General features: G+C 37.7%; 27 protein-coding genes and 1 other RNA gene. 13 read left to right on the forward strand and 15 right to left on the reverse strand.

All coding sequences use genetic code 11. From position 1 onward, the window contains the following. The first annotated feature begins 7 nt into the window (after nucleotides 1–7). On the forward strand, nucleotides 8–484 hold the full coding sequence (locus tag ACY3XC_RS01440) for a cytochrome c oxidase subunit II (RefSeq protein ID WP_179156885.1): 477 nt from the start codon (nucleotides 8–10) through the stop codon (nucleotides 482–484). Next, nucleotides 484–2,148, forward strand: coding sequence for a b(o/a)3-type cytochrome-c oxidase subunit 1 (locus ACY3XC_RS01445; RefSeq protein ID WP_464866997.1), 1,665 nt, complete (start codon nucleotides 484–486; stop codon nucleotides 2,146–2,148). Before ACY3XC_RS01440 ends, ACY3XC_RS01445 begins: the two co-directional genes overlap by 1 nt. Before the next feature lie 19 nt (nucleotides 2,149–2,167). Here ACY3XC_RS01445 and ACY3XC_RS01450 read toward each other — a convergent pair whose 3' ends face one another. From ACY3XC_RS01450 to ACY3XC_RS01460, 3 genes are all read right to left on the reverse strand, one after another. Then, a complete protein-coding gene (locus ACY3XC_RS01450; RefSeq protein ID WP_464866998.1) occupies nucleotides 2,168–3,076 on the reverse strand; it encodes a DMT family transporter in 909 nt (302 codons plus the stop codon). A gap of 64 nt (nucleotides 3,077–3,140) precedes the next feature. Beyond that, nucleotides 3,141–4,649, reverse strand: a complete 1,509-nt coding sequence (locus ACY3XC_RS01455; protein WP_464866999.1) for a carboxypeptidase M32 — start codon at nucleotides 4,647–4,649, stop codon at nucleotides 3,141–3,143. Nucleotides 4,650–4,846: 197 nt separating this feature from the next. Then, a complete protein-coding gene (locus ACY3XC_RS01460) occupies nucleotides 4,847–5,080 on the reverse strand; it encodes a DUF2249 domain-containing protein (protein WP_464867000.1) in 234 nt (77 codons plus the stop codon). A gap of 126 nt (nucleotides 5,081–5,206) precedes the next feature. Between ACY3XC_RS01460 and ACY3XC_RS01465 the strand changes: the two genes are divergently transcribed. The 6 genes from ACY3XC_RS01465 (at nucleotide 5,207) to ACY3XC_RS01490 (ending at nucleotide 8,244) form a co-directional block, all read left to right on the forward strand. Then, nucleotides 5,207–5,356, forward strand: a complete 150-nt coding sequence (locus ACY3XC_RS01465; RefSeq protein WP_179156890.1) for a hypothetical protein — start codon at nucleotides 5,207–5,209, stop codon at nucleotides 5,354–5,356. 130 nt (nucleotides 5,357–5,486) lie between these two features. Next, on the forward strand, nucleotides 5,487–6,179 hold the full coding sequence (locus ACY3XC_RS01470) for a Crp/Fnr family transcriptional regulator (protein WP_179156891.1): 693 nt from the start codon (nucleotides 5,487–5,489) through the stop codon (nucleotides 6,177–6,179). A gap of 28 nt (nucleotides 6,180–6,207) precedes the next feature. After that, nucleotides 6,208–6,441 carry a DUF2249 domain-containing protein gene (locus ACY3XC_RS01475; RefSeq protein ID WP_179156892.1) on the forward strand — a complete coding sequence of 78 codons (234 nt, stop codon included), beginning with the start codon at nucleotides 6,208–6,210 and terminating at the stop codon, nucleotides 6,439–6,441. Between the two features lie 24 nt (nucleotides 6,442–6,465). Next, nucleotides 6,466–6,672, forward strand: coding sequence for a DUF2249 domain-containing protein (locus ACY3XC_RS01480; protein WP_132089388.1), 207 nt, complete (start codon nucleotides 6,466–6,468; stop codon nucleotides 6,670–6,672). A gap of 14 nt (nucleotides 6,673–6,686) precedes the next feature. Beyond that, nucleotides 6,687–7,931: a hypothetical protein gene (locus tag ACY3XC_RS01485; RefSeq protein WP_464867001.1), complete on the forward strand. Its 1,245-nt coding sequence runs from the start codon at nucleotides 6,687–6,689 to the stop codon at nucleotides 7,929–7,931. 13 nt (nucleotides 7,932–7,944) lie between these two features. Further along, nucleotides 7,945–8,244, forward strand: a complete 300-nt coding sequence (locus ACY3XC_RS01490) for a metal-sulfur cluster assembly factor (protein WP_464867002.1) — start codon at nucleotides 7,945–7,947, stop codon at nucleotides 8,242–8,244. Between the two features lie 34 nt (nucleotides 8,245–8,278). Here the strand turns inward: ACY3XC_RS01490 and ACY3XC_RS01495 are convergent, their stop codons facing one another. From ACY3XC_RS01495 to ACY3XC_RS01530, 8 genes are all read right to left on the reverse strand, one after another. Further along, entirely contained in the window at nucleotides 8,279–10,204 is a 1,926-nt protein-coding gene (locus tag ACY3XC_RS01495) for an ATP-dependent DNA helicase (RefSeq protein ID WP_464867003.1), read from the reverse strand. Nucleotides 10,205–10,273: 69 nt separating this feature from the next. After that, the gene (locus ACY3XC_RS01500; protein WP_464867004.1) at nucleotides 10,274–11,416 is read right to left on the reverse strand and encodes a THUMP domain-containing class I SAM-dependent RNA methyltransferase; all 1,143 of its coding nucleotides are present in this window, start codon (nucleotides 11,414–11,416) and stop codon (nucleotides 10,274–10,276) included. 182 nt (nucleotides 11,417–11,598) lie between these two features. Next, nucleotides 11,599–11,993, reverse strand: an RNA gene (rnpB, locus tag ACY3XC_RS01505) — RNase P RNA component class B. 80 nt (nucleotides 11,994–12,073) lie between these two features. After that, nucleotides 12,074–12,376, reverse strand: a complete 303-nt coding sequence (gpsB, locus tag ACY3XC_RS01510; RefSeq protein ID WP_179156894.1) for a cell division regulator GpsB — start codon at nucleotides 12,374–12,376, stop codon at nucleotides 12,074–12,076. A gap of 113 nt (nucleotides 12,377–12,489) precedes the next feature. Continuing rightward, complete coding sequence (locus tag ACY3XC_RS01515; protein WP_464867451.1) at nucleotides 12,490–13,050, reverse strand: SLOG family protein; 561 nt, start codon at nucleotides 13,048–13,050, stop codon at nucleotides 12,490–12,492. Between the two features lie 98 nt (nucleotides 13,051–13,148). Then, nucleotides 13,149–13,601 (reverse strand): CotD family spore coat protein, encoded by a 453-nt coding sequence (locus tag ACY3XC_RS01520; RefSeq protein WP_464867005.1) that lies wholly within the window; start codon nucleotides 13,599–13,601, stop codon nucleotides 13,149–13,151. A 433-nt stretch (nucleotides 13,602–14,034) separates the two neighbouring features. Next, nucleotides 14,035–15,285, reverse strand: a complete 1,251-nt coding sequence (locus tag ACY3XC_RS01525) for a ribonuclease H-like domain-containing protein (protein ID WP_464867006.1) — start codon at nucleotides 15,283–15,285, stop codon at nucleotides 14,035–14,037. 17 nt (nucleotides 15,286–15,302) lie between these two features. After that, nucleotides 15,303–17,579 (reverse strand): DEAD/DEAH box helicase, encoded by a 2,277-nt coding sequence (locus tag ACY3XC_RS01530; protein WP_464867007.1) that lies wholly within the window; start codon nucleotides 17,577–17,579, stop codon nucleotides 15,303–15,305. A 120-nt stretch (nucleotides 17,580–17,699) separates the two neighbouring features. On the opposite strand from ACY3XC_RS01530, the gene ACY3XC_RS01535 reads away from it, so the two are divergent. Both ACY3XC_RS01535 and ACY3XC_RS01540 read left to right on the forward strand, forming a co-directional pair. Next, nucleotides 17,700–18,398 (forward strand): Crp/Fnr family transcriptional regulator, encoded by a 699-nt coding sequence (locus ACY3XC_RS01535; protein WP_179156898.1) that lies wholly within the window; start codon nucleotides 17,700–17,702, stop codon nucleotides 18,396–18,398. 112 nt (nucleotides 18,399–18,510) lie between these two features. Then, entirely contained in the window at nucleotides 18,511–18,993 is a 483-nt protein-coding gene (locus tag ACY3XC_RS01540) for an Hsp20/alpha crystallin family protein (protein ID WP_464867008.1), read from the forward strand. A gap of 83 nt (nucleotides 18,994–19,076) precedes the next feature. Here the strand turns inward: ACY3XC_RS01540 and ACY3XC_RS01545 are convergent, their stop codons facing one another. Continuing rightward, nucleotides 19,077–19,652 (reverse strand): YppG family protein, encoded by a 576-nt coding sequence (locus ACY3XC_RS01545; protein ID WP_464867009.1) that lies wholly within the window; start codon nucleotides 19,650–19,652, stop codon nucleotides 19,077–19,079. A gap of 186 nt (nucleotides 19,653–19,838) precedes the next feature. Here ACY3XC_RS01545 and yppF point away from each other — a divergent pair, with 186 nt between their 5' ends. Continuing rightward, nucleotides 19,839–20,048, forward strand: a complete 210-nt coding sequence (gene yppF / locus ACY3XC_RS01550) for a YppF family protein (protein ID WP_179156901.1) — start codon at nucleotides 19,839–19,841, stop codon at nucleotides 20,046–20,048. Nucleotides 20,049–20,096: 48 nt separating this feature from the next. Here yppF and ACY3XC_RS01555 read toward each other — a convergent pair whose 3' ends face one another. From ACY3XC_RS01555 to ACY3XC_RS01565, 3 genes are all read right to left on the reverse strand, one after another. Continuing rightward, a complete protein-coding gene (locus ACY3XC_RS01555) occupies nucleotides 20,097–20,453 on the reverse strand; it encodes a DUF1798 family protein (protein ID WP_179156902.1) in 357 nt (118 codons plus the stop codon). Nucleotides 20,454–20,729: 276 nt separating this feature from the next. Further along, on the reverse strand, nucleotides 20,730–21,116 hold the full coding sequence (locus tag ACY3XC_RS01560) for a hypothetical protein (RefSeq protein ID WP_179156903.1): 387 nt from the start codon (nucleotides 21,114–21,116) through the stop codon (nucleotides 20,730–20,732). 214 nt (nucleotides 21,117–21,330) lie between these two features. Further along, nucleotides 21,331–22,305, reverse strand: a complete 975-nt coding sequence (locus ACY3XC_RS01565) for a DUF2515 family protein (protein ID WP_464867010.1) — start codon at nucleotides 22,303–22,305, stop codon at nucleotides 21,331–21,333. A 182-nt stretch (nucleotides 22,306–22,487) separates the two neighbouring features. Here ACY3XC_RS01565 and recU point away from each other — a divergent pair, with 182 nt between their 5' ends. Both recU and ACY3XC_RS01575 read left to right on the forward strand, forming a co-directional pair. Continuing rightward, the gene (gene recU, locus ACY3XC_RS01570; RefSeq protein ID WP_179156905.1) at nucleotides 22,488–23,099 is read left to right on the forward strand and encodes a Holliday junction resolvase RecU; all 612 of its coding nucleotides are present in this window, start codon (nucleotides 22,488–22,490) and stop codon (nucleotides 23,097–23,099) included. 42 nt (nucleotides 23,100–23,141) lie between these two features. Continuing rightward, a complete protein-coding gene (locus tag ACY3XC_RS01575; RefSeq protein WP_464867011.1) occupies nucleotides 23,142–25,673 on the forward strand; it encodes a PBP1A family penicillin-binding protein in 2,532 nt (843 codons plus the stop codon). Nucleotides 25,674–25,691 lie beyond the last annotated feature (18 nt).

Here is a 25,691-nt window from a genome sequence, read left to right on the forward strand (position 1 = left end):
AATAACCATGCATATGCATAAGTTTGAAAAAATTTGGCTTATCTTCGGAATAGGCGCTCTTGTTGTTTTCTTATCAGTAGTAGGTGTAAGCGCTTTTTACTTAGGTAACAAGCCGCCAAGCTGCTTAACGACTATAGATCCAAAAAAGGTTGATACTCAGGCACCATTTGATAAACCTGGATTAAACAAGGTTGAAGGAAAAGAATGGGATTATGAATTAGTGTATGTTGCTTCAGCTTTCTCCTATAATCCAGTTGAAGTAGAGGTTCCATTTGGAGCGAAAGTAAAAGTAATGGCGACTACGAAGGATGTTATTCATGGATTCCAAGTTGCTGGAACAAATATCAATATGATGCTTGAACCAGGCTACATAAATGAGATTGTTACAACATTTGATAAAGAAGGCGAATATTTAGTGGTTTGTAACGAGTACTGCGGTACCGGTCACCATTTAATGAGCTCTAAGATAAAGGTGGTTAAATAATGTCTAGCCAAACATCAAAATTAAAAGTTGATCCACGTGATGGCAAGCTTGCGATGGCACACTTTTATGTTGCCTTTATTGCTCTTACACTAGGAGGGTTGATGGGATTACTCCAAACCCTGGTCCGTTCGGGCAAATTTGAGCTTCCGTGGGGTATTGATTATTATCAAATTTTAACCGTACATGGCGTTTTAATGGGACTTGTTTTAACAACGTTCTTTATTATGGGATTTCAATATGCTGCTGTCAGCCGTACAGCAGGTACTCATTCTCCAGCAGCACGCCGGATTGGCTGGATTGGCTTCTGGGTAATGACGGTAGGAACAATTATGGCTTCTACAATGGTTTTACTTAAAGAAGCATCTGTTCTTTATACTTTCTATGCACCATTAAAAGCACATTGGATTTTTTACTTAGGCATGACATTTGTTGTTGTTGGCAGCTGGCTTGACGGTGCTGCTCAAATTATGACTTATGCTAGATGGCGCAGGGAAAACCCTGGAAAACCAAGCCCGTTATTAAGCTTTATGGCTGTTATTAATACGGTACTTTGGATTGTTGCTACACTTGGTGTCGCTTCTACTGTATTATTCCAGTTACTGCCATGGTCACTTGGCTTAGTAGATACTGTTGATGTATTAGTCAGCCGTACACTATTCTGGTATTTCGGACATCCGCTCGTGTATTTCTGGTTACTCCCAGCTTATATGTGCTGGTATGCAATCATACCAAAAATTATTGGCGGAAAAATTTTCTCAGATTCTTTAGCACGTTTATCATTTATACTGTTTTTACTATTTTCCATTCCGGTTGGATTCCACCATCAATTAACTGAACCGGGTATTGATCCAGCTTGGAAGTTTTTACAGGTAGTTCTAACGTTTATGGTAATCATTCCATCATTGATGACTGCATTTTCATTGTTTGCATCGTTTGAAAGATATGGCCGCTCTAAAGGAGCAACTGGACTTTTTGGCTGGTTCAAGGTTTTACCTTGGAAGGACGCTCGTTTTACCGTTCCATTTATCGGTATGGCAAGCTTTATACCAGCGGGTGCTGGCGGTATTATCAACGCTTCAAACCAAATGAACCAAGTCATTCATAATACCATTTGGGTAACAGGTCACTTCCATTTAACTGCTGCAACCTCTGTTGTTTTGACGTTCTTTGGCATTACCTTTTGGCTTGTTCCACATTTAACCGGACGTATATTAACAAAAGCAATGAACAAATTAGCTATTATTCAAGGCTGGGTTTGGTTTATCGGAATGGCCTTTATGTCAGGTGCTATGCACTTCCAAGGACTTCTTGGCGGTCCACGACGCTCTGCCTACTCAACTTATGGAGATTCAGCGCAAGCAATGGAATGGATTCCTTACCAAATTGCACAAGCCGTAGGCGGATCGATTCTCTTCCTTGGAATCATTTTAATGATTATCATCTTTGTTAATCTTGCGTTCTTTGCACCTAAAGGAGAAGAAGAATTCCCTGTAGGTGAAGCAGAAAATCTTGAAGAAAAAGCTCCAATGATTTTTGAAAACTGGAAATTATGGCTTGGTATCACAGCAGCCCTAATTCTATTCGCATACACCATACCGTTTATCGATATGATTCAAAATGCACCACCAGGCTCACCAGGATTTAAAACATGGGGTTCTTGGTAAAAATATAGAAAGGCTTCATTTACAGTGAAGCCTTTTTTTGTTGAATTTTTAAAGTTGTTTTAGGCAAATTAATCAGAATCACTGATAACAGAATTATAGATGTTCCAACAAATTGTAGAACTTCAAAGTTTTCTTTATATAGGAATACACTTAGTAACGTTGCTGCTACAGGTTCTACAGTTGCGATAATCGATGCCTTGCTGCTCTCCATGTTTTCTAGTCCTTTTGTATATAGTAAGTATGCAATTACTGTTGGAAACAAGCCCAAACCTAATCCGTAAATAATTACTTCACCACTTACTAAAATACTTCCTTTTTCAAAAAGGTCTGTAAAGAGAAGTAACGTTATTGCCGCAACTAAGAACGTGTAAAAAGTAACAGTGAATGGGCGATATTTTTCTAATGCAAATTTGCCAAATATAGTATATAAAGAGTATCCGAAGCCTGCACCTAATCCTGTTAGAATCCCAATAAAATTCAATGATGATGTGTCCCTAAAACTAAATCCAACGATTAAAACACAGCCTATCAATGTCCCTATTACTGCAATAATCTTCCTGTTATCCATACTTTCTTTTAAAAATAAATAAGAAAGGACAGCAACAAATGCAGGAGCAGTGTAAAGTAATATAACTGCAAATGAAAGACTCAATTGATTTATTGAAGTAAAATAACACCAATTAAAGAGTACAATGCTGAAAATCCCCGTTCCGATAAAATATTTACTATCTGCCAAATGGATTTTCATGTGTCTCGGATATTTTGTTAAGCCGATAATTCCTAGCAATAAAGCTGCTGTAACCACCCTCAAAGTAACGATTTCCATTGAAGTAAAACCTAAAGATGCTAGCTTTCTAACAAAAATGGCAATGATTCCCCACAAAGCCGCACTTATTGCAATAAATATAATTGGACCTATTTTTCCCATTGGGCACACACACCTTATTGTAATAAAGAAGAAGGGAAATCTTATTTCCCTTCCATTGCTTCTATTAAATTAGTTGATAGACCTTACCATATTTTTCGTACAAATAATCAATTAGATATTGAGCATTCAAACCTTCCCCCGTTACATCATGAAGGATTTCTAACGGTTTCTTCTGTTTCCCATATTGGTGAATATTCTTCGTCAGCCATTCTTTGATTGGCAGCAAATTCCCTTCTTCTAATAGTTGATCAAAGTTTAGCAGATCTTCAAGCATTTTATGCTTAAATTGAGCAGCGTACATGTATCCTAGTGCATACGACGGGAAATATCCAAAGCTTCCCCCTGCCCAGTGAACATCCTGCAATACTCCTTTAGCATCATTCTCTGGGGCAATCCCTAAATATTCTTTATATAACTGATTCCAAACCTGTGGAAGATCCTTTACCTCAATCTCACCATTAAAAAGACCCTTTTCAATTTCATAGCGAATAATAATATGGAGAGGATACGTTAATTCATCTGCTTCGATTCTAATAAGCGAAGGCTTCGATTCATTTATTCCCCTGTAGAATTCTTCAATTGAAACGTCGTCAAACTGACCATTTGCATATGTCTTTAATAGCTCATAATTATTCTTCCAAAAAGAAAAACTACGACCGACAATATTTTCGTAGAAGAGAGATTGAGATTCGTGAATCCCCATTGAAGTTCCTGTACATAATGGTGTTCCAATCAATTCCTTTGAAATACTTTGTTCATATAAGGCATGCCCGCCTTCGTGAATAGTACCGAAAACAGCTGTACGAAAATCCTGTTCATCATAGTTTGTCGTTACCCGGACATCACCTGGATTTAAACCAGTAGCGAAGGGATGAACCGTTTCATCAAGCCTGCCAGCCTCAAAGTTATAACCCATCTTCCCAAGTATTTCTATACTTAATGCACGCTGGTTTTCCTTCTTAAAGGTTTTAAAAAGAAATTCTGTCCTTGGTTTGTTTGGTGAGTCAGCAATCTGTTTAACCAATGGGACAATTTTCTCCCGCAGGTTACCAAACACCTGATCAAGGACTTCAACCGTCATACCAGGTTCGTATAAATCTAGTAAAACATCGTATGTGTTTCCTTTATGACCCCAATAATTAGTGAAACGTTTCGTCATTTCTACCAATTTCTCAAGATAAGGTCTGAACAGATTAAAATCTGACTTTTCTTTTGCCTGCTCCCAGACAGATTCTGCCTTGGACTGTAGAATGACATATTCCTTGTATTCATCCGCTGGAATTTTTTTGTTGCGCTCGTATTCTTTTTTACACTCCTCAAGAACCTTACGTGTTTTTTCAGATAGTTCATTTTTAGATAATGTTGCTATGTATGCTGCCATATCTTCCGATGTGGACATTTTAAAAACCTCTGACGAAAGCATGCCAATTACTTCAGACCTTTGATCGACTCCCTGCTTCGGAGCTCCAGTCCTTAGGTCCCAATAAATCAATCCAAGTGCCTCATTATAGGCACTCATCTTCTTTACATATTCTAAAAACTTCTTTTCAACTTGCTCTGGCGTAAGGCTCATACTAAATCCCCCTTTTTTATAACCATTTGTATTTTATCATATTTTTCTGAAAATATAAGGATAAAAAAAACAACAGAATTAAATTCTGTTGTAAAATGAAATTTAGGGAAAGATGATGTTCCTGAAAAATAAAAAAGTTAAGTAAAAATGTTTTAGAGAAGTTAAATATGTTCGTACCCGAGGGTCAGAGAACCCGATTATTTTTTACCGATAGAAACTTTCCAAACCTCTGGACCTTCTTCAAGGTATTCCCAAATAAATTGTTCAGGTCTTTCCATCATAAACTGATACTGAAGAGGTCTTGGGTCATGGTCATTTACAATTTGCATAAATTCTCCAGAATTCAAGCCGTCAAAGCCTTTAAATATAGTTGAATGTTTTTCACGTGGCGGATAATCTGGTACATGAATAATCGTTGCGAATGTTTGCATCAATTTTCACTCCTTTTAATTTGCTAACTTCTTTTTTATTATAGAAAATTTGTATACTCGCTATAGTGCTAACTATCACACCTATAGGATGATTTTGCTAATAGTTACTGAAAGGAGTGAAATAGAATGAAAGAATTGGTTGGCTATTGCAGTACATGCTCAAAAGAGATTTATTGTTTAGATGGCTTCTTTAACGGTGTACAATCTGATGACCGAAAGATGTATTGCTTTGAATGCTTCGAAGAATCTACCCATGAAGAAGATCCGCAAGATTAAATCTTGCGGATTTTTTTATTGAGAATAATTTTCAAAGAAATTTGCTATCTATGATGGAGGTCACATAATTGTTTTGCAATCACTGCTAGAATGAAGGTAATTAAGAATTACTAATACGAAGGTGATGTTAATGAAGCAAGAGGACATAAACAAACGACTATCAGATGTCCCCCTATTCAAAGAATTATCTGATGTAGAGCTGGAGCCTTTCATAAAAATTGCATTGACTCGCTTTTATAAGCAGAAGATGTATGTATTTATGCAGGATGATCCACTTGACCGGGTATTTTTTATCCACTCTGGAAAAATCAAAATCTATAAAACGGATTTTTCTGGGAAGGAACAAATTGTTTCTATACTCGAACCTGGTGAGATGTTTCCACATGCTGGATTTTTCCGGGAAGGAAACTTTCCTGCACATGCGGAGGTGTTAGAAGAGGCAAATCTTATTGTCATTCCGATTGACAAATTTCAAGAAACGCTTATTGCTAATCCTGAACTCTGCATAAAGCTTTTTAAAGTGTTAGGAGAGAAAATTGTCGATCTCCAAGGCAGATTAGAGGCGCAAGTCCTCCATAATACCTTTGAACAAATCGTATTACTTCTTATTAGACTCTGCCAGTCAAACGGTGAACAGGTTGGCAGCAGATATCAGCTAACAACACAATTTACAAATCGTGAGCTGGCAAACATGATTGGCACTTCAAGAGAAACAGTCAGCAGAACGATTAACCATTTAAAAAAGAAAAACTATATTAACCAACGCGAAGATGGACTCTATTTAATCGACCGTGAAGCACTTGAACAGGAATTATTCTATTAAAAAATCAATCATATTGGGAGTTGTTATTATGGAACAAAAGATTATTGAGCTAGATGTTAGGGAAGATTTAAAGAATAAGATTGAACCTTTCCAAAAAATTATGGAAGCCATTAAAGAAGTGAAAGATAATGATATCTTTATCCTCCATGCCCCATTCAAGCCTGTACCATTGTTCGCTGTATTAAAAGCAAAAGGCTTTACCCATGAGGCTGAGGAAATCGATGCGAAGCATTGGAAAGTTACTTTCACTAAGAATGCCTAATTTCATAAAGAAAGGTGATTCAATATGATACTTGATAATCGAGGTTTAGAACCGCCACAGCCAATGATGAGAACACTAGCAGCATTGGAAAATTTAGGTGAAGGTGAAGTCTTAACGATCATTAATGATAGAAGACCTATGTTCCTATATGAGCAGCTAGAGGAACTCGGCTACAAGCAGCGTACAGAACCACAAAACGACGGAAGTTTCAAAATTGAAATCTTCCGATAAGAAGGTGAAAGAGTATGCTTCCTAACACGATGGGAAGTGAAACAAATATTAAGCTTCCTTTCTCATTTATTATTTTCAGTTTACTTGCACTTGTGATATCTCAAATCCTTGTACTTATAAATGGACAAATGGTTGTTAATGGCAGCTTCCGTATTCCAGCAATCTGGTCTGCTGCCCATTTACTGATCTTGGGCTGGGCGCTAATGGTAGCGATGGGTGCGATGTATCAGCTAGTTCCCGTTGCTTTCCTAACAAAAATATGGAATGAGAAATTTGGATTTATCCAATTCTTTGTTACTGCAATAGGAATCGCTTCTTTTTCTTGGATGTTATATGTATCGCCACAGAATGCATTACTACCAGGTATTCTCATGTTACTTGGTATCTTAATGTTTCTATTTCAAATGTTTATGACATTGAGAAAGCAGGCAAAACCGAATATCCTGACTGCTTTTGTTGGCAGTGCACTTGTTTGTTTATTCTTGACGATATTCTTAGGAATAACATTAATTTATTCTCTCCAAACAGGCTTTGGTGCTGAATACTATCAAGCAATATTTAAAAGTCATCTTTTAATGGGTGTAACAGGCTGGTTTACACTATTAATTTTCGGTTTTTCTTATAAAATGGCTCCTATGTTTTCTTTATCACATGGGTTTCCAATGGTTCATGCACGATATGTATATGGCTTATATATGTCTGGTCTTGTCATCACTCTGCTTTCCTTTTTTAGTGATAATAGTTATCTGTTAAAAGCAGGATTTTTCTTACTGTTTGTTGGTTTTTCAGTTTTTAGCTGGCATGTCTCGATTATCATTAAAAAAAGGCTGAAGAAGACGCTTGATCATTCGTTTTCCTTTGCTTTAGCAGCCATAGGCTTAGGAAACCTCGTCCACTTAGCAGCATTTATTGCATTGTGGACTGAACAGTTTTCAAACCTAATAGGACCATTGGTATACCTCTATTTATTGCTCTGGATTGTCCTTAGTATAATGGGATACTTATTTAAAATTGTTCCGTTTTTATGGTGGACTTATAAATACAGTAAGGAAATGGGGAAACAAGCGGTTCCTTCTTTAAAAGATGTAATGAACGAAAAAGTGGTTGTTCCCTTCTTTTCGATTTTTGTAATTGCGGTACTTACTGTCTTTCTTTCCATTATCTTTAAGAGCATTCTCCTGTTTAATATTGGACAATTTGTATTATCGATTGTTTTTATCGCTATTGCATTAACGATTCTGGGCGTACTAAAAAAATAACGAGGTGTTTGTGATGAACTTAAAAGAAAAAGTAATAGAAGCTTTAAAAAGTGTATATGACCCTGAGTTAAATATTAATGTTGTTGACCTGGGTTTAATTTATAATGTGGACGTTAAAGAGGAAAACGATGTAGATGTTACGATGACGTTAACAACACCAGGTTGTCCACTACATGATAGCATTACTACTGGCGTTCGCTACGCTGTTCAAGGGATTGAAGAAACTAGAAATGTTGACGTTAATCTTGTCTGGGAACCTGCATGGTCACCTGAGAAAATGACTCCAGAAGGACTTCGATTATTAGGAAGATAAGCAAAAGGTCAGCCAAAACGGCTGACCTTTTTCACTATACTTCAACTGCCTCTGTAGGGAGAACATCTTTAATTTTCTGCAATAATGCTGAATCGATATCTTCATCCAGCATAATATGAACACTGCCTTGATCATTTTCACTTCTAATTAATCGGCCAATGCCCTGCCGTAAACGAAGCAGCATATAAGGTAAATCCACTTCTTCAAATGAGTTAGCAACACCATTCCTTTTTGCCGTAAACACTGGATCATTTGGAGGGAATGGCAGGGAAAATATCAACACATTTTCTAATGACCTGCCTGGAATATCTAAACCTTCCCATAAATGAATGGTGCAAAGAATCGCATGCTCATCATTTTGAAACTTTGAAACGAGCGTGCTAATTTCTTCATCACCTTCAAAGTAGACTGGGTATGGAACACTTCCTGAAAGCCTTTGTTTAAGACTCTTTAATTCATTTTGATTATTTAGCAGAATAAGTGCCCTGCCCTCGGATTGAACAATCTTATTTATACAATAGTCAATTTTCGCTTCCATCGAATTTTGATTGAACTTCGGTATAAATACTTCCATTTTTTCTTGGTAATCAAAAGGTGAGTCCACAGAGAAAGATAAAAACTCTTTAATTCCCAAGCTATTGGCAATATAGTCAAATTTCTTTTGGTTCGATAATGTCGCTGATGAAAAGATAAACGGTTTTTTCTGTACGAATACTTCATCCCTCATGACTTCTTCAACCATTTTAGGCATGATGACAAGTGTCCGTTCATATCCCTTTTCCTCAAACCAAGTAATCCCGTTCATTTCTTTAAGGAATAATGATAAAGAGTAAGTAATTTGCTCCAAATATTCCTCAACAATTTTCAAGTCATATTCATTAATTACATACAATTCACTTTCAAAGACAAGCTCTTCTTCAATTGCTTGAAGTCGATTTAACAGCGTTGTACCATATTTGATTAGAGATGGATTCATGGTAATCATTTGTTTTTCTGATCCTTCTGATGGGACAGAATACTGTGATATCGCACTAAAGAACTTATCATTGTCTAAAAGAGCTTCCTCTATGGTATAGAGTGTTTTTTCACGTACTTCATTTTCCATCAGCCTTGTTAGTAAGGTCTCTAATGTAGAATCTGTAAAACGATAGCTTAACGCTTTCTGTGCCGCGTACTCAAGTAAATGTCCTTCGTCAAATACCACAGAAGAGTGGTCAGGTAATAAAGGAAGCTGTCCCTCCCTCTTACGCGACTCCTTTGTCCAAATATGCTCCATATAAAAGTCATGTGAACAAATGATTAAGTCCTTTGAATGTCGGTAAAAATCACGATTTAAGGTAAGACCGCAACGGTGTCTTTTTTCGCAAGAAAAACAATCCTGAACCATATCCCAGTTAATTTTCCCCCAAGTATCATCGGATAACGCAGGATAATCCCGGCGGTCGCCATATCTTTCAAACCTTTGCATCGAGCCATCACTATGAACAAAATCAGGTAATTCCTCATAAATTCCAGCTATATCATCATTAAAGTCCTCGTGCCTGACATACTCAAGCTTTTTCAAGCAAAGGTATTGGTCCCTGGACTTTGCCAAACGAACATCAATATTGAGTCCGAGCACTTTCTCAAGCTTGGCAATGTCACCTTCTTTTTTCACTAGCTGCTCAATTAATGTTTCGTCCGCACAGGCAATGATAGCAGGTCTATTTGTGTATCTCGCATACATAATTGCGTATAGCAGGTAAACGATTGTTTTTCCTGTACCAACTCCAGCTTCAGCAAACATTATTTTTTTATCCTTGTATGCTTTCTCAAGCTGAAAGGCCATAAAGATTTGTTCATCACGTAATTCAAACCCAGCTTCGGGTAAAATATCATAAAATAAGTCACCAATCCATTCACTTAACTTGTCATAAAAGGATTCAGTTTTAGAAACTACAAATGGAATACGGTCTTGCATATAATCCCCTCCTGTAAACGAATGAAATGGAGCCTTTTTCCAGTAGGCTCCAATTGTTCTTTTTGCTAACTATTCAATTGAACGAGGTGGTCTTTTCCCCCAAAATTGATAAAGGTCCGTACGGATAAATCCATTAAATAGCTTGCGCTTTTTTGTAGCTGGCCTTCCATAAAATTGCTCGAACTCTTCATTAGAGGTCAAGATATATATGGACCAGGTGTCGAGCTTACTAAAGGCCTGTCCCATTTCCTTGTACATGTGCTCCACAGCATTTTTCTCACCGAGTCTTTCTCCATATGGTGGATTTCCAACAATCACTCCATATTCCTTGGTGGTTGTAATATCTCTTACTTGCATTTGTTTATATTGAATGAGATCACCAAGACCTGCCTCAAAGGAATTCTCCTGAGCGATTTTGATCATTCGGTGGTCAATATCAGTTCCCATAATATCCAATAGCTGGTCATAATTTGCCAAATCCTCCGCTTCGGTACGAGCTTCATCCCATACTTTTCCCGGAATCCAATTCCATTTTTCAGAAACAAATTCACGATTAAAGCCTGGAGCAATATTTTGACCTATCATGGCAGCTTCAATTGGAATGGTACCAGAACCACAGAAAGGGTCGATAAATGGTTTATCAGGCTTCCAATTCGTTAATTGTACCAGTGCCGCTGCAAGGGTTTCCTTTAATGGTGCTTCCCCTTGATCCACACGGTATCCTCGTTTATGTAGTCCTTGACCGCTGGTATCAATCGTGATAGTAGCAACGTCTTTTAACAATGCCACTTCAATACGATAATAGGCGCCTGTCTCCTCAAACCAAGAATCCCGCTTATAATAGCTTTTCATTCGATCCACAACCGCTTTTTTCACAATGGCCTGACAATCTGAGACACTAAATAACTTTGATTTGACTGACTTTCCGGTTACAGGAAACTCTGCATCTTCTGGAAGATACTTTTCCCAGGGCAAGCCTTTAGTTTTCTCAAATAATTCATCAAACGTATAGGCTTTAAATTCACCGACTTTTATTTTTACTCTGTCAGCTGTACGCAGCCACATATTGCTGCGGGCAATCGCGGTTTCATCACCAGTATAAATCACTTTTCCATTTTCTACCTCACACTCATAACCGAGAGCGCGTACTTCTTTTGCTACTAATGCTTCCAGCCCCATTGCCGCGGTTGCAATTAATTGATATTTTCCCATTTTCGTCCACCCTTAACTTTTAACCTTATTATGTATGATTATTTGCTGGTCTATCATACCATTATAGACCAAAATCAGTAAGCCCATGCAAAAAGCATGTTGATTAGAAACCATTCTAAAAGTAAAAAGACTCTCCTCATAAGGAGAGTCGATACCATTAACTTTTATTAACATTAATAACGTTCTGTAAGCCATGTTCTGTACCAGAGTACTACAAACGGCGTAAACGCCTCGTACTTAGGTGGTAATCATCTATCTACAGATTCCAAGGAATCTGTCCTTCTCCTCGTTCAATTCCTTAGAGAAAGTGCCCCTACCATTATTTGGGTTTCTCGCTCGTGGGGTTTACCTCGTTCCACCCTTTTCATTTCTGTAAAGGCTCCGTCACTGTGGCACTTTTATAGGTATTCATACCATATCCGTAAGGACTTAGGTGTTTTCCCGGCCGTCAGCCTTATTCAGGCTGCCCTAGCTTATGAATTCACTAGGCACGAACACTACGAGCATCTCAGCTCGTGCGAGCATGGACTTTCCTCTACAAGAGAGCAAATGCTTCTTGCAGCGATTACCCGAACGTAATTAATGAGTACTTTTTTATTATATGCAATTGTATCCTATTAATCAATGGTACTAATTTGGAAATCAAGGTACGATCTGTTAATCGTATAGCTTATTACCAAAAACATGCTTTTCAAGATTCGATAAACGTTTCAAGATATCAAAGTTCGTCGTTCCTGCTGGCTGTGTTACTGGCTGTCTTCTAGATGTTTCTTCTAGCTGCTTTCGTAAACGAAGATTTTCTTGCTGCAAATCTTCTATTTCCTGTTGAAATGTTTCATAATCCTTGATAATTAAATCCAAATACTTATCAACATCTTCTTGCTTATACCCTCTTACACCGGTCTTGAATTCTTTTTCTAATATATCCTTAGCGGTAAGTTTCACTTTATCGGTCACCATAAATTCACCTCAAGTCATTCGCCAATCATTACCTATTATTTTTTCAAAAATAAGTGATTTTGTCAATTTTTCTTTCTTATAACTATGTATAACTGTAGTTATATGAATTTCCTTTAAAAATCTGTACGGTGGAGCTCTTGTTCTTCTTCAACGATTACTTGTAAATCATAAAATGTAATCAGCTGGATTGGATAAGAATGATTATTTTGAAATTGAACAGCCATTTCGTATATGTATCTTGGGCTGCCTTCTTTTTCTTGATCATAAAAAAGGAGCATGGCGTCACTTTTTTCAATAAAAAATTTATTTTTTAAAACAAACTGCCACGGTTTTTCATACTTTTTCTTTGTGACTGAATCAATGAAATCCGCTTGTGCCAGGATAGATTTATAGTATTCGGTGTTGTTTTCACTCCAATTAGCCTCTTGCTCTAAAAATGGCGTTATAACAGCTAGCTTTACATCAGGATATTCAGATTTCAGTTCAATGATTACTTCTGCAGCCCAAAGCTCCAAGCCCAGCTGACCGCTGATCATGATCCATTCTAAACCATCTTCAATCATTGGTATTACTGTTTTCTTTATAGCTGCTTTAATATAGAAAACAGAAGGATGGTCGTTTTTAAATATTCCTAATTCAAATGGTTTGTAACCTGATATGGCTAAAACTTTAATCAAGGTTCTTCTCCTTATCGGCAGATGATTACCGTCTTTTTTATTAACATATCAAAATATATTAAAAAAACAAGGGCAAATTTGCCCTTGTTAATTGATTATCCAAAGAAACGTCGCGGACGTGGGAATTGACCTGGTGCCATCCCTGGTGCCATGCCCGGTCCCATCATGCCTGGTCCCATTCCTGGTGCCATACCCGGTCCCATCATGCCTGGTCCCATTCCTGGTGCCATACCTGGTCCCATCATGCCTGGTCCCATGTTAGGCGGCATGTTGTTCCCTGGAGGTAATGCATTGCTCTGAGCTCCAGCAACAGCCGTTGGCGCAGGTGCTGGCATACCACCTTTACAGCAGTTAATGTGTTGATGACAACAATCCTGTGCACAAGAAGCTGTCTGAGGACAATAGTGTTTATGCTGGTACATATGATGATTAACAGTTGTTGTATGTGTTGGATGAATATGCGGAACCACGGTCGTTGAGAAAGTGTGGTTTACTACTTGTTTAGTCGGATGAATGACTGGCGGCGCAAAATTAGTTCCAAGATACAATATAAGCTCTCCCTTCAAATATATATTCTGTTTACATTAACAGCCTATGATAGGAGAGTATTTCTTGTACTAATGAAAATACCTATTTTTCATATATCTAATAAAGATTAACTTCGCTTAGACAAATGTCTAGCTCAAAACCATAGTGATAAGCGCCTATATCTAGAAGCGCTTTTACTTTTTTATAGCATTGAATATAAGTTATCTTTTAAGCTTGAAAAAAGTACAGCAGTCAAACAAACGACAACAAAAAATAAATACAAGATTGCTTTATACATAGTATCTACCCCATTATTGTTTTATAGTCGTTTTTTACTCACAGTTTTATATTTTACAACGTTCAACTATAAGAAACAATATGAGATTACTATTATTTTGGTATTTAAATATGAATTTTTTGTTACAAATAATCGAGGTTTAACGAATGCTGTGCTTACCAGGGAAATTTAGCGAATTTCCCCTCCAAACGTTTCCGCCTGAGATCAAGCTGTTGCTGTGTTTTTTTGATTGGAACCTTTGTGGTTTCCATAATTTCCAATGCCTTTAGACAATAATCCAAGGCATACTTGTAATCTTTTAATTTATGTTCATATATCTTCGAAGCTTCCACACATGCTTCAATGCTCAACTGTTGATTTTCTGCGTCAGCCACTTCTGTAAATAATGGTAAACTACTTTCCCAGTCTTGCTCTTTTTTAAACTGGTAGGCTAATGTAAGCTTTGCCTGTAAAGAAGTGAAATCAATGCCTTCTACAAGCTTCGCCAATACTTTTCTTGCTTCAGCCTTTTCCCCAAGTGAAGCATACCACCTGCCTACTTCAAATGATTCTTTTCGTGTTTGGCTGGTGTCCATGCCACAAAGTTGAAAGGTTAGATGGGTATATAATGTGACAAGTGACAAGATATCAATTTCATTATGTTTAATGATTCCAAGCATCCCATCCGGCTGTTTACTTTCAATGAATTCAAAATAAATCATTGGAGCCAAATAACCTGGGATATCATCCTCCCTTTCGATTCCTAATACATCCTTTTCTACCACCGCTAGCTTAAGACGGTCCAACTTATGCTTCCAAAGTCTTCTTGCAGCATGAAATAAATCAAAATGACCAAAGGCTGGAAGCTTTGGTACATGATCCCTAACAAGGGTATGCCTGGTTTTTACTTGCGGCCAATCAAAGGATTTCCCATTATAAGTGACTAATGTTTTATAGTTTACTTTCTCCAAAAAGCTTTTGTATAAAGGGACTTCAGCACCTGGATGAGGAAGAATATGCTGCCTTAGAACAAGATTTTCACCGATTACACTTGCGTAACCAAGTAAAAAAATCGTATTCCCTACTCCACCGCCAAGGCCAGTTGTTTCCGTATCAAAAAAAAATAATTCTTCGGCACGATGCCCTTCGGCTGATAATGGATGGCTTATAGGCTGTTTATTCCAGATATCAACAGCTGTAAGAAAATCTTGAAAATGATAATGACCATGTTTTTGTGCTAATGGATATTTTACTTCACGAATCAGACAGTAATCCTGGTCCAATAAATAAGGGGTCACATTTTCACTTTCCCATATAGGCAGGAAAGGTATCTCAATTCGTGTTGACTCTGGTGGAGGATTATTTATTGCATGTGCTCCTCCTGAAATATGTGGTTTTAAACGATTTAATTTATTTTTCAATGACATTTCAACACTTCCTCGTTTTAATTGGAAGGATTAATAAAAGCTTCGATAATATTTAATGTGTCACTTTTTGCTTTCTCACCCACAGTATCGGTCCCAATACATGATGGACACCCAATTTGACATTTACAATTTTCAATCATTTTCTTCGTTTCTGCAAAGACTACTGACATTCCAGAATGAATTTTCTCGCTTAAACCGATGCCCCCGGGATATCGATCATAAAAGAAGATCGTTGGTTTTTCATTATGATCTGCTTTTACCTGTGGGATCACATGAATATCTTGTGGATCTGCCATTACAAATAATGGTGCAATATGATTTAAAGCATGTGCAGTACCAACAAGTCCCTGCTCTAATCGCTCTTGCCCCATTTCCGCGAAAGACTTATTTAATGAAATCCATGCCGCACTCGTGTGAAGCTCTTCTTCAGGGAGATGTATTGGACCAGAACCGATGTTCTCATGGGTCTCGAATTTGATTTTCTTAAAAATGGTTGCCATTGCCCGGACGCTTACATCCCCATAGCCAATTTCTGCATACTCCAGCCTATTAAGCTTGTCCTCTTCTAAAACTTTAAGTTGTACGGCTAAATTGGCATCCGTAAAATAATCGACATTCACTTCAGTGACAAATGCCTTTTTTTCTTCCCAATCAAGCTTCTCCACTTGAAATTGGGTTCCTTGATGAAGATATATGGCTTCATCATGGAGAAGCGTCATAGCAGAGAACCGGTCCATTTCCCCAATTACCCTCGCATTTGCGATATCTGATTGGTCAACAATGATAACATTTTCCTGTGAAGCGGAGCGCAAGCTAATATTATGAGCAGGAAACGAATCATTCATCCAATACCATTTATCACCATTCTGGTACAGAATACGTTCCTGTGTCAGGTATTCAAGCAATTCCTCTGTTCCAACTTCCCCAAACTGCTCACCCGCTTTAAAAGGAAGCTCGAAGGCCGCACACTTCATATGATCAATTAAAATAATTAAGTTATCAGGATTAATTCTTGCCGTCTCAGGGCTTTTATTAAAAAAGTACTCAGGGTTCTGGATGATATATTGATCTAAAGGACTTGAACTCGCAACCATAATGACAAGGGCTTCCCCGTGCCTTCTTCCAGCTCTCCCTGCCTGCTGCCATGCACTAGAAATGGTTCCAGGATAACCTGTCATTATACATACCTGCAGCTGACCTATGTCTACTCCAAGCTCGAGTGCATTCGTACTGACTACTCCGTATATATCCCCAGAGCGAAGGCCCTTTTCAATTTTTCTGCGCTCGGTAGGTAAATAGCCCCCGCGATATCCCATAATAGATTTCGGGCCTAATTGATTTTTCACTAATTCCTGCAAGTAGGTTAAGATTATTTCAACCCGAACCCTGCTTCTAGCAAAGACAATCGTTTGAATTTTATTTTTTAACAATTCTCCAGCGATTTTACGAACCTCAAGCGTTGCACTTCTTCTAATATTCAGGGGCTTATTTACAATAGGCGGATTATAAAAAAGAAAGTGTTTGGTTCCACTTGGTGCGCCATTATTATCAATTAGGACCATTTTTTCTTCTGTTAACTTTTCAGCTAGTTCAAGCGGATTGGCAATGGTCGCTGATGTGCAGATAAAAACTGGATTACTGCCATAATAACGACAAATTCGCTTTAGCCTGCGGATCACGTTGGCAACATGACTGCCAAATACACCTCGATAGGTATGAAGCTCATCGATCACAACAAATTTGAGATTTTCAAAGAGTGAAACCCATTTCGTATGATGTGGAAGGATGGCTGAGTGGAGCATATCAGGATTGGTGATAACAACATGTCCTGCTTTACGGACCTTTTGGCGGATATTAGCCGGTGTATCACCGTCATAAGTGTAACTATTGATATCAATACCACCTGCCTGGATTATTTCATTGATTTCACTCTTTTGATCCTGAGCTAGAGCCTTGGTGGGAAACATATAAAGTGCCCTTGCATTAGGGTTGGATAAAATACTTTGTAAAACCGGTAGATTATAACATAGTGTTTTTCCCGAAGCGGTTGGTGTAACGGCTACAACACTATTTCCGTCCATGATATTCTCATAAGCAGTTTTTTGATGCGTATACAGCTTATCTATTCCCTTACTATTAAGTGAATCTCTTAATGCCGGATGAAGGTTCTCGGGAAGTGAGATAGTTTGGGCATCCTTTGATTCGAGTGTCTTCCATGTAACGATATTTTCTTTAAAACTGTCATTTATTTTTAAATCAACAAGAATTTCCTGCAAATTTTTCTTTAGTTTCATGGGATCACCTCATTGCTATCATTATAGCGAATAAACGTTCGTAAAAAAAGTATATTAATTATTATTTGTTTGTCTGTTACAATAGTATAAGGTATTTTATTACGGCTGTGGAGGTGGAATATGAGAATTGAAGATATTAAGAAGGTTCTTTCTGAATTCACGCTTTTTAGGGAATTAGATGACTACGAATTATCAAAGATTGCCAATATTTCCATTGCAAGAGAATGGAAAAAGCAAAGTCATGTCTTTCTTCAAGGTGATCCCTTAGAAAATGTTTATTTTATTTATGACGGAAAAATAAAGATATATAAAAGTGATATTCATGGGAAAGAACAAATAGTTGCCATTATGAAAAAAGGGGAAATGTTTCCTCATGTAGGTTTCTTCAGAAAAGGAAGTTACCCTGCTTATGCCGAAGTTCTTGAACCGTCAACGTTAATTGCAGTGCCTATCTCAAAATTTGAAGGTGTTCTTATTGAATACCCTGAATTAAGCATTAAAGTTTTTAAAGTACTTGGTGAAAAAATTGTTGATTTGCAGAATCGGTTAGAAGAACAAATCCTTAACAATACATATGAGCAGATAATCAAACTCCTCATTCGCCTTGGGCAAAAACATGGAAAGGAATTAGAGGACGGGACGATCCTGCTCAAGTCTGAGTTTACTAACCGTGATTTGGCCAGTATGATTGGAACGACTCGTGAAACGATTAGTAGAACGCTGACAAAAATGAAAAAAGATGAACTAATCGAAGTCGATGATCATGGAAATATGATCCTTGATATCGATGTCCTGCTTTCAGAAATAAATTTAATATAAAGTAATAAAAGAACCGCAGCATTTCAAATTGCTGCGGTTCTTTTATGTCAAAGCACAAACATTAGGCATAAGCATATGATATGGTGAGAAAATTTGGAAAGAGAGGGAAAGTATGATGTCATCCATACCTCCAAGTGACCAAAATAATAACAAAAAATTCAAGCCTGAGCAGTTTCGAGATTTTTTTAGAAACATGAATGACTTAATTCATGAAAAACCAGTAAAGGGATTTCTACAATCCATTGATGAATTTTTTAGCAGTCCGTTTCCTGGTGGTGCTTTTCCTATTCAGGTACGGGAATCAGAGGATAAATATATGATTACAGCCGAGCTTCCAGGGATTAAAAAAGATCAAATAGAACTAAATATCTTACCCAATCAATTAACAATCTCCATTGTAAATAATGAAAGTGAAACATCAGAAAATCTTAACAATCATCTTTTCCAAAAAAGGATCTCACACGAAAGGCTATCCCGAACCATTTCATTACCTGTAGTCATTAACGAAAAAATGGTTAAAGCTTCCTATCGTGATGGATTACTTACCATTACCATTCCAATGGTTAGAGGAAAAACTATAAATATTGAGGATTAATAACCTAAAAGCATCATCAACTCAAATATTTTTCGACAAAACTCCAATTAGAAAGACGGCTTTTGGCCGTCTTTCTACGTTTTCTATGCTTTAAATATTCCTCCAATACCCTTTACCAATGAAGAGACCTGAGTTACTGCATTTACCATTTGTCCTGCAGTATTCACCATCTTATTAACGTCCACTGTTCCATCTTGAGATTTAAAAGAATTCATAAGTGACTGAATCCCCCCTGGTTGTTTCAGCATTCCATTTGGTTTTGGATAAGGGTTCATGACCGGATAACCATTCATTTGCGGCGAATACTGATTCGGTGTCATTTCCTCCTTAGGCTGCAGCGGATTTTGAAATAAAAATTGTGCATCTTTAGGAGGATACTGTCCAGCTGGATTGTGCGTTTGCTGAGGCATTCCACCAGGTTGAAAGGTTGCATCAAATGGTGGATATGGTTGTGGATAGGATTGTTGATATGGCTGTTGATAGTATGGATTTTGCTGCTGATATGGGTACCATTCCAAGCTTTGTACAGGTTGGTTTTGGTATGGTTGATTACGAGGAACACCCTGAAACTGTTCTGGATAATGGATTGGTCTCCTGTAATTCATTTGCCCCGAGTATCCCTGATTTAGATAATAATTTGATCTATTTTTACCAAACATGGGCAAACATCTCCTCCGCGTTTTCATTACTACAAACTATGTTGGAAGGAGATGATGGGTGCATATTTGCATATAGATTTCAATGTCAAAATGAGGGGAATTTTGTCTAAAGTTTAAATATTTTAAAAACTAGGAATCCTTTTTTTTCATGTTACGATTAAAAAAATGATGAAGGAGGAATTACATATGGACATTCGCTCACTTAAAAGCAAATTTAATCAAAGTCGGGATTACAACACTGATGACGTAAATGCATTAATGGATTTTGCTAAGAAAGCTTATATTCACAACGAGATTAACATTAAAGAATACCGTCTTCTTGTCCGTGAGCTCGAATCACAGGGCGCAGTAATTCCAGACGACTTTAAGGAAGACTCCCTCATCGAAAATTCATAAAAATAAAAGCTAGACAAGCCTTAGAGATGCAAAAGTTGCATCTCTGTTTTATTTTTCTAGTTCCTTTACTATTTCTAATAGAAAAAATTCAACCGTTCGATTGGCATTTAAAAATCTTGACCGGCTTGTTTTCGGAAAAAACGCCTGAATGGATAATTGTTCCATATGTTCAAAGGTGGTATTGATTTGTTTTGGATGTATATGTTTTTGCGGGCTATTCGTTAACCAAGTCTTCATTAAAGTACTCCATTCAATTGAAGTACTTTTTACTTCATTGGCAAACGGCTTTATTACCTCATGAAAATCATGGGAGGTCCCTTTCTCCCGAGCTTCCTCGAAATATTCAATAAATAATGTGTTATAGTGTAACAGCTTTTTGGTTAATTGGAGAATTTCTTCAGACATTGCCCATATTTCCTTTCTTTTTTCGCAAATGGCTGTGTTAATATGGTCTGTTGATTTGCGCTCCAGGCACTTCGCTTTCCGCGGGCGGTCCGGGGAGCCTCCTCGGCGCTGAAGCGCCTGCGGGGTCTCCCCTGCCCCGTCCTCCCGCAGGAGTCTCGTGCCTTCCGCACCAATCAACAGGGTGCCAATATCTAAATTTGCTTTAACACAGCCTACAAAATAAAAAGCAGCTTTTAATAAAGCTACTCAATTTTCTTTATCTTATTCTATCTATAATTAAAAGCCCATTTCAAGTTTTAGTGCTCTGGTTACGGAGCTGCTATGATCTGCTGTAGATTCGTGGGAGGGTGGATTTATCTTATCTAATTGCATTTCAAGCATTGAGAGTCTATGAACCGGTTCCAATAATTTTTTTTGCTCTTCATGATTCATTTGAATGCGAAGGTCGGAGAAAGATGCTTCTAGAACAATCTCCAATTCTTCTAATTGATCATATATCTCTGTCAGCATAGAAAGCAGCTTTTCCTTTTCTGGCAATGACGAATTCATCAAATTTAGAACCTCCTCGCGTTTATATACTGTACTATTCTCTTTCTTTTTACCGCTTCCTTCCCCACTGACAAAACTAGAAGCGTTTCGCCAAAGAAAGTGCCGATTTGGCATTTATTACCTTCCCATTCGACACTGTCTCATTTTCGCATGAAAAATGGAAAATCGAACAAGCTAAAATTGGAGGTGTTGATAATGTCAAAAAAGAAACAAAACAAAAAACCTGGCGCATCACAAGTAGATAATAAAGTCGGCTATGGTGATAAAAAACTCGAAGGACCAAATCGTCCAGCGGAGTAATAACAAAGCAAGGCATAGCGCCTTGCTTTTATATTTTCTTTATATGTGATGTTTTGTGTAAAGCAAGCATTAAGTCAAGCTGATTTGATTTTTCATAATACCAATCTGTTAGGTGAATAGGATGGCGGTGTCTTGCTTGAAAATATAACCATGCTGGGGATATCATTCGATTCTTGCTCCAATCCTCGTATTCATAATGATTATGTTCAATAATGGGAAAGGTTGATCTTAATATCGGTGTATTACGGTTCGTCTTTGTTTTAAAATATTGTTCATAATCATTTCGGGACCCAGTATGCGGTGTTTTATCAGCAAATTCGAAAAAAAAGGGGAAAAGCCGAGGATGGGTCAAGATTCTTGCTAATCTTTTTCCAAGATTAATTCGTTTCGATAGTGACTTAAAACCATTTACACTTGCACCATATAATTCTCCCCCGCACGTAGGAAATAGGACACAGCTGAAATGCAGCCAATCCTGTACATTAAAAATCCACGATTGAAAAACCCGCTTTTTATAAATTGGATGGCCAATAACAGGTGTATGAATAACATTTTGTTCATTTATTATTAACGAAGTGGTAAGGCGTTCACGATTACCTTCCTTCCAGTACCTCTCCCACTCTTTTTGAATAAATTCAGAACATTTAAAGTACGGAAGAAGATGAAACATTGGCCGCTTTATTTTCGTCGAATATTGATAGACCAGTAATTGAGGGTAAACATCGTGGAAAATTAGCCAATTGGCTCGTTCAAAAGTTAGAAATAGTTCTTTCTTTGTTTTAGGCTCTAATATTTCACGAAAAACATGCCCTTCCAAATCACACATATTCCACCCGCCATTCCTTGATACCATACTCGCAAGGAATGACCAAATAATATCTGGGTTCTTTTTAAAATAGGAAAAATAGGCATCTGTCCTCGAAATATTATCTAGATTCTTTTTGTCCGTTTCAGCTTTCATTTGACTGATAGTCTCTATCTCATGTATGGTAAGATGATTCATATTCACCTTCTACTTTCATTATAGGTAGTTTTTAAGACTTGATTATTTATGAAAAAAGAATCATGCTTTTTTTATAAAGGCACGGTACATTATTTTTATTAGCGTGCGTTTACCTAATAATTTTATACACCCCTTAGCGATTAGATTTGATATGATAAGTAATAGCTTGAGAGGTGCTTATCATGAAATTTAATTATCCAAACGGAAAAAGATACGTTCCAAAAGAGATTGAAACGGAATCCAAAGTAAAGAAACCCAGTAATCACTCTTTTAGTAATAGAGGGATGACACTCGAGGATGATTTGAACGATACGAATGAATATTACCGTGTGAGAAATATTGCTGTCATTCATAAAAAGCCTACACCCGTTCAAATTGTCCAGGTGGATTACCCTAAAAGAAGTGCAGCCGTCATCAAAGAAGCCTATTTTAAACAAGCTTCCACCACTGACTATAACGGGGTATATAAAGGTAAATACATCGATTTTGAGGCAAAGGAAACAGCAAATCCAACATCGTTTCCTTTGAAAAATTTCCATCAGCATCAAATCGATCATATGCAGGAAGTTGTTTCACAGGGTGGAATTTGTTTTGTTATTCTCAGGTTTTCCAAATTTGAACAAGTATATTTACTAGAAGCTAAACACTTGTTATCCTTTTGGGAAAGAATGAAAAATGGGGGTAGAAAATCAATTACAAAGGAAGAAATCGAGCAAAGAGGAGTTTATATTCCGCTTGGATTTCAACCTAGAATTGACTATATTAAAATAATCGATACTCTTTTTCATTTTTAGATAATAGAAAATGTTTAAAGTATGAAAGGAAGGAAATTTATCATGGCAGAATCGAGAGAGGAGCGCCGTAAAAAACTCCAACAATCTAAAGGAAAACAAAAAGCGAAGAAAAAACCTAGCGGTATTGTTAAGAAAATTTTTCTAATACTTGTTGCCCTTGGCATTATTGGTATTTTGGCTGGCGTTGGAACTTTTGCTTATTTAGTAAAGGATACTCCTAAACTTGATCCGAAATTATTAAAAGACCCCATCTCCTCTAAAGTATTAGATAAAGATGGCGGAATAATTGCAGAAGTTGGTTCAGTAAACCGTGAATACGTAAACTATAAGGATATACCAAAACTTGTTGAAGATGCCGTTTTAGCAGTGGAGGATGTTCGTTTTTATAAGCACCATGGTTTGGACCCTATCCGCTTGGCTGGGGCCGTTGTAGCCAATTTCAGGGAAGGTTTTGGTTCTGAAGGAGCAAGTACGATTACACAGCAGGTTATCAAGAATTCATTTTTAACTCCTGAAAAAACCTTGAAGCGAAAGGTTCAGGAAGCATGGATGGCCTATCAGCTTGAACAAAAATATACAAAGCATCAAATTTTTGAAATGTATGTAAATAAAGTTTTTGTTTCTGAAAACAGCCATGGACTTGCGACGGCTGCAAAAATTTATTATGACAAAGAATTAAGCGAGCTCACTCTGCCAGAAGCTGCACAGCTGGCAGGAATGCCGCAAAGTCCAAATAACTACAACCCATTTGACCATCCTGATTTAGCAGAAAAAAGACGTAATATTGTACTAATGTTAATGGAGCAGCATGGTTATATCACAAAAGAACAAATGGAAGAAGCAAAAAGTGTTCCAGTGACAGCCTCATTGGTTAAAGAAGAGGAAAGAGTTAGAGACGAAAAGCCTTTTGATTCTTTTGTCGATGCTGTTATCGATGAAGTAGAGGCTCAAGGAGACTTTGATATCTTTTCTGATGGCTTAACGATTCATACAACACTTGATAAAAATGCACAATTACATGTGAATACCATTTTAAATACAGATGATGTCATTAACTATCCAGATGCAGAATTCCAAGCAGGTATCGCTCTCATTGATACCAAGACAGGTGAAATTCGTGCGATTGGCGGCGGACGAAACCAAGAGGTTAGCCGAGGCTTTAACTATGCGATTGATACACAGCGACAGCCTGGATCAACAATTAAACCTGTACTGGACTATGGGCCAGCTATTGAATATCTCAATTGGGGTACCTATCAAACGATTGATGATAAACCAATAAAGTATTCAACTGGGCAAGAGTTTGGCAACTGGGATGACAAATACATGGGTCCAATCTCAATGCGTACGGCATTACAGTTATCAAGAAATACTCCTGCGGTTCAGGCGCTTCAACAGGTTGGCTTAGAAAAAGCGAAAGAATTTGCTATTAACTTAGGTATACCGCTGAAAGAAATTTTTGAATCCTATGCCATTGGCGGTTTTGGAGGAAAAACAGTAGGGGTATCGCCTCTCCAAATGGCAGGAGCCTACAGTGCATTTGGAAATAACGGAATGTATACAAAGCCTTATGCCGTGAAGAAAATTGAGCTTAGAGATGGTACAGTCCTTGACACTGCACCTGAATCAAAGCTTGTCATGAAGGATTCTACTGCTTTCATGATTACTGATATGTTAAAGAGCGTTATGGTTTCTCCGGGTACTGGTACAACGGCAAGAGTTCCAGGACTTCCAATCGCAGGGAAAACTGGTACAACTAACTATACAGAAGATGAAATGAAAAAGTGGAATATTACAAGCAGCAGGGTTGTGCCTGATGCCTGGTTTGCGGGTTATACAACCAACTATACTGCGTCCGTTTGGACGGGTTATTCGAGTCGTAAGACGCCAATACAATCAGGTGCAGATCAAAGAATCGCCCAACTAATCTTTAAGAACCTAATGGAATATGTGTCTAAAGATATCCAGACACCTGACTTCCCTGTTCCAGATAGCGTGCAAAAGGTTAGAGTTGAAAAAGGTTCTAAACCGCCTGCCTTGGCAAGTGAGTTTACACCTGATAGTCAGATTATTGTGGAGTATGCCGTGAAAGGTCATGCACCAAAAAAGGTATCAGAAAAATACAACAAGATTGACGCTCCTAGTAACCCTAGTGCACTCTATAATGCTGAAAAGAACGAAGTTACACTAACCTGGGATTACAACAATTCTGAGAATACCGGGGTCGAATTCGAGGTTACCATTTCTGGTGGTGCTGCACCACAAACATCGAAAATTTCAGAAAAAGTAGTTACGCTTCAGAATCCAGTACCAGGTACGAAGTATAGCATCAGTATCATTGCTATTATTGGTGACAAGAGAAGCGATCCGGCCGTCACTACAGTTGATATACCATTACCGCAGCAAGAAGAAGATGATGAAGGTAATGGAAATGGAAACGGCAATGGTGAGGGTGATGGAAATCCTGAAGGGGATGGCGATGGAAATGGAGATGAACCAGGAACCACAGAGCCCGGAGCCGGAAATGAAAATGGAAACGGCAATGGTAATGGTAATGGCACCAGTGGAGGATAAATCTCCGATACAAAAAAG

It is taken from the genome of Bacillus sp. CZDM1, from assembly GCF_055502545.1.

Bases quoted from the DNA above. Each gene is read 5' to 3' on its own strand.
- ACY3XC_RS01480 (WP_132089388.1), top strand. From the start codon at position 6,466: ATGATACTTGATAATCGAGGTTTAGAACCGCCACAGCCAATGATGAGA.
- ACY3XC_RS01525 (WP_464867006.1), bottom strand. From the start codon at position 15,285: ATGTCATTGAAAAATAAATTAAATCGTTTAAAACCACATATTTCAGGA.
- ACY3XC_RS01565 (WP_464867010.1), bottom strand. From the start codon at position 22,305: ATGAATCATCTTACCATACATGAGATAGAGACTATCAGTCAAATGAAA.
- ACY3XC_RS01490 (WP_464867002.1), top strand. From the start codon at position 7,945: ATGAACTTAAAAGAAAAAGTAATAGAAGCTTTAAAAAGTGTATATGAC.
- ACY3XC_RS01555 (WP_179156902.1), bottom strand. From the start codon at position 20,453: ATGTCTGAAGAAATTCTCCAATTAACCAAAAAGCTGTTACACTATAAC.
- ACY3XC_RS01465 (WP_179156890.1), top strand. From the start codon at position 5,207: ATGAAAGAATTGGTTGGCTATTGCAGTACATGCTCAAAAGAGATTTAT.
- ACY3XC_RS01460 (WP_464867000.1), bottom strand. From the start codon at position 5,080: ATGCAAACATTCGCAACGATTATTCATGTACCAGATTATCCGCCACGT.
- ACY3XC_RS01575 (WP_464867011.1), top strand. From the start codon at position 23,142: ATGGCAGAATCGAGAGAGGAGCGCCGTAAAAAACTCCAACAATCTAAA.
- ACY3XC_RS01485 (WP_464867001.1), top strand. From the start codon at position 6,687: ATGCTTCCTAACACGATGGGAAGTGAAACAAATATTAAGCTTCCTTTC.
- ACY3XC_RS01475 (WP_179156892.1), top strand. From the start codon at position 6,208: ATGGAACAAAAGATTATTGAGCTAGATGTTAGGGAAGATTTAAAGAAT.
- ACY3XC_RS01455 (WP_464866999.1), bottom strand. From the start codon at position 4,649: ATGAGCCTTACGCCAGAGCAAGTTGAAAAGAAGTTTTTAGAATATGTA.
- ACY3XC_RS01470 (WP_179156891.1), top strand. From the start codon at position 5,487: ATGAAGCAAGAGGACATAAACAAACGACTATCAGATGTCCCCCTATTC.
- ACY3XC_RS01540 (WP_464867008.1), top strand. From the start codon at position 18,511: ATGATGTCATCCATACCTCCAAGTGACCAAAATAATAACAAAAAATTC.
- ACY3XC_RS01530 (WP_464867007.1), bottom strand. From the start codon at position 17,579: ATGAAACTAAAGAAAAATTTGCAGGAAATTCTTGTTGATTTAAAAATA.
- ACY3XC_RS01445 (WP_464866997.1), top strand. From the start codon at position 484: ATGTCTAGCCAAACATCAAAATTAAAAGTTGATCCACGTGATGGCAAG.
- ACY3XC_RS01545 (WP_464867009.1), bottom strand. From the start codon at position 19,652: ATGTTTGGTAAAAATAGATCAAATTATTATCTAAATCAGGGATACTCG.
- yppF (WP_179156901.1), top strand. From the start codon at position 19,839: ATGGACATTCGCTCACTTAAAAGCAAATTTAATCAAAGTCGGGATTAC.
- gpsB (WP_179156894.1), bottom strand. From the start codon at position 12,376: ATGGTGACCGATAAAGTGAAACTTACCGCTAAGGATATATTAGAAAAA.
- ACY3XC_RS01500 (WP_464867004.1), bottom strand. From the start codon at position 11,416: ATGGGAAAATATCAATTAATTGCAACCGCGGCAATGGGGCTGGAAGCA.
- recU (WP_179156905.1), top strand. From the start codon at position 22,488: ATGAAATTTAATTATCCAAACGGAAAAAGATACGTTCCAAAAGAGATT.
- ACY3XC_RS01450 (WP_464866998.1), bottom strand. From the start codon at position 3,076: ATGGGAAAAATAGGTCCAATTATATTTATTGCAATAAGTGCGGCTTTG.
- ACY3XC_RS01560 (WP_179156903.1), bottom strand. From the start codon at position 21,116: ATGCCAAATCGGCACTTTCTTTGGCGAAACGCTTCTAGTTTTGTCAGT.
- ACY3XC_RS01440 (WP_179156885.1), top strand. From the start codon at position 8: ATGCATATGCATAAGTTTGAAAAAATTTGGCTTATCTTCGGAATAGGC.
- ACY3XC_RS01495 (WP_464867003.1), bottom strand. From the start codon at position 10,204: ATGCAAGACCGTATTCCATTTGTAGTTTCTAAAACTGAATCCTTTTAT.
- ACY3XC_RS01535 (WP_179156898.1), top strand. From the start codon at position 17,700: ATGAGAATTGAAGATATTAAGAAGGTTCTTTCTGAATTCACGCTTTTT.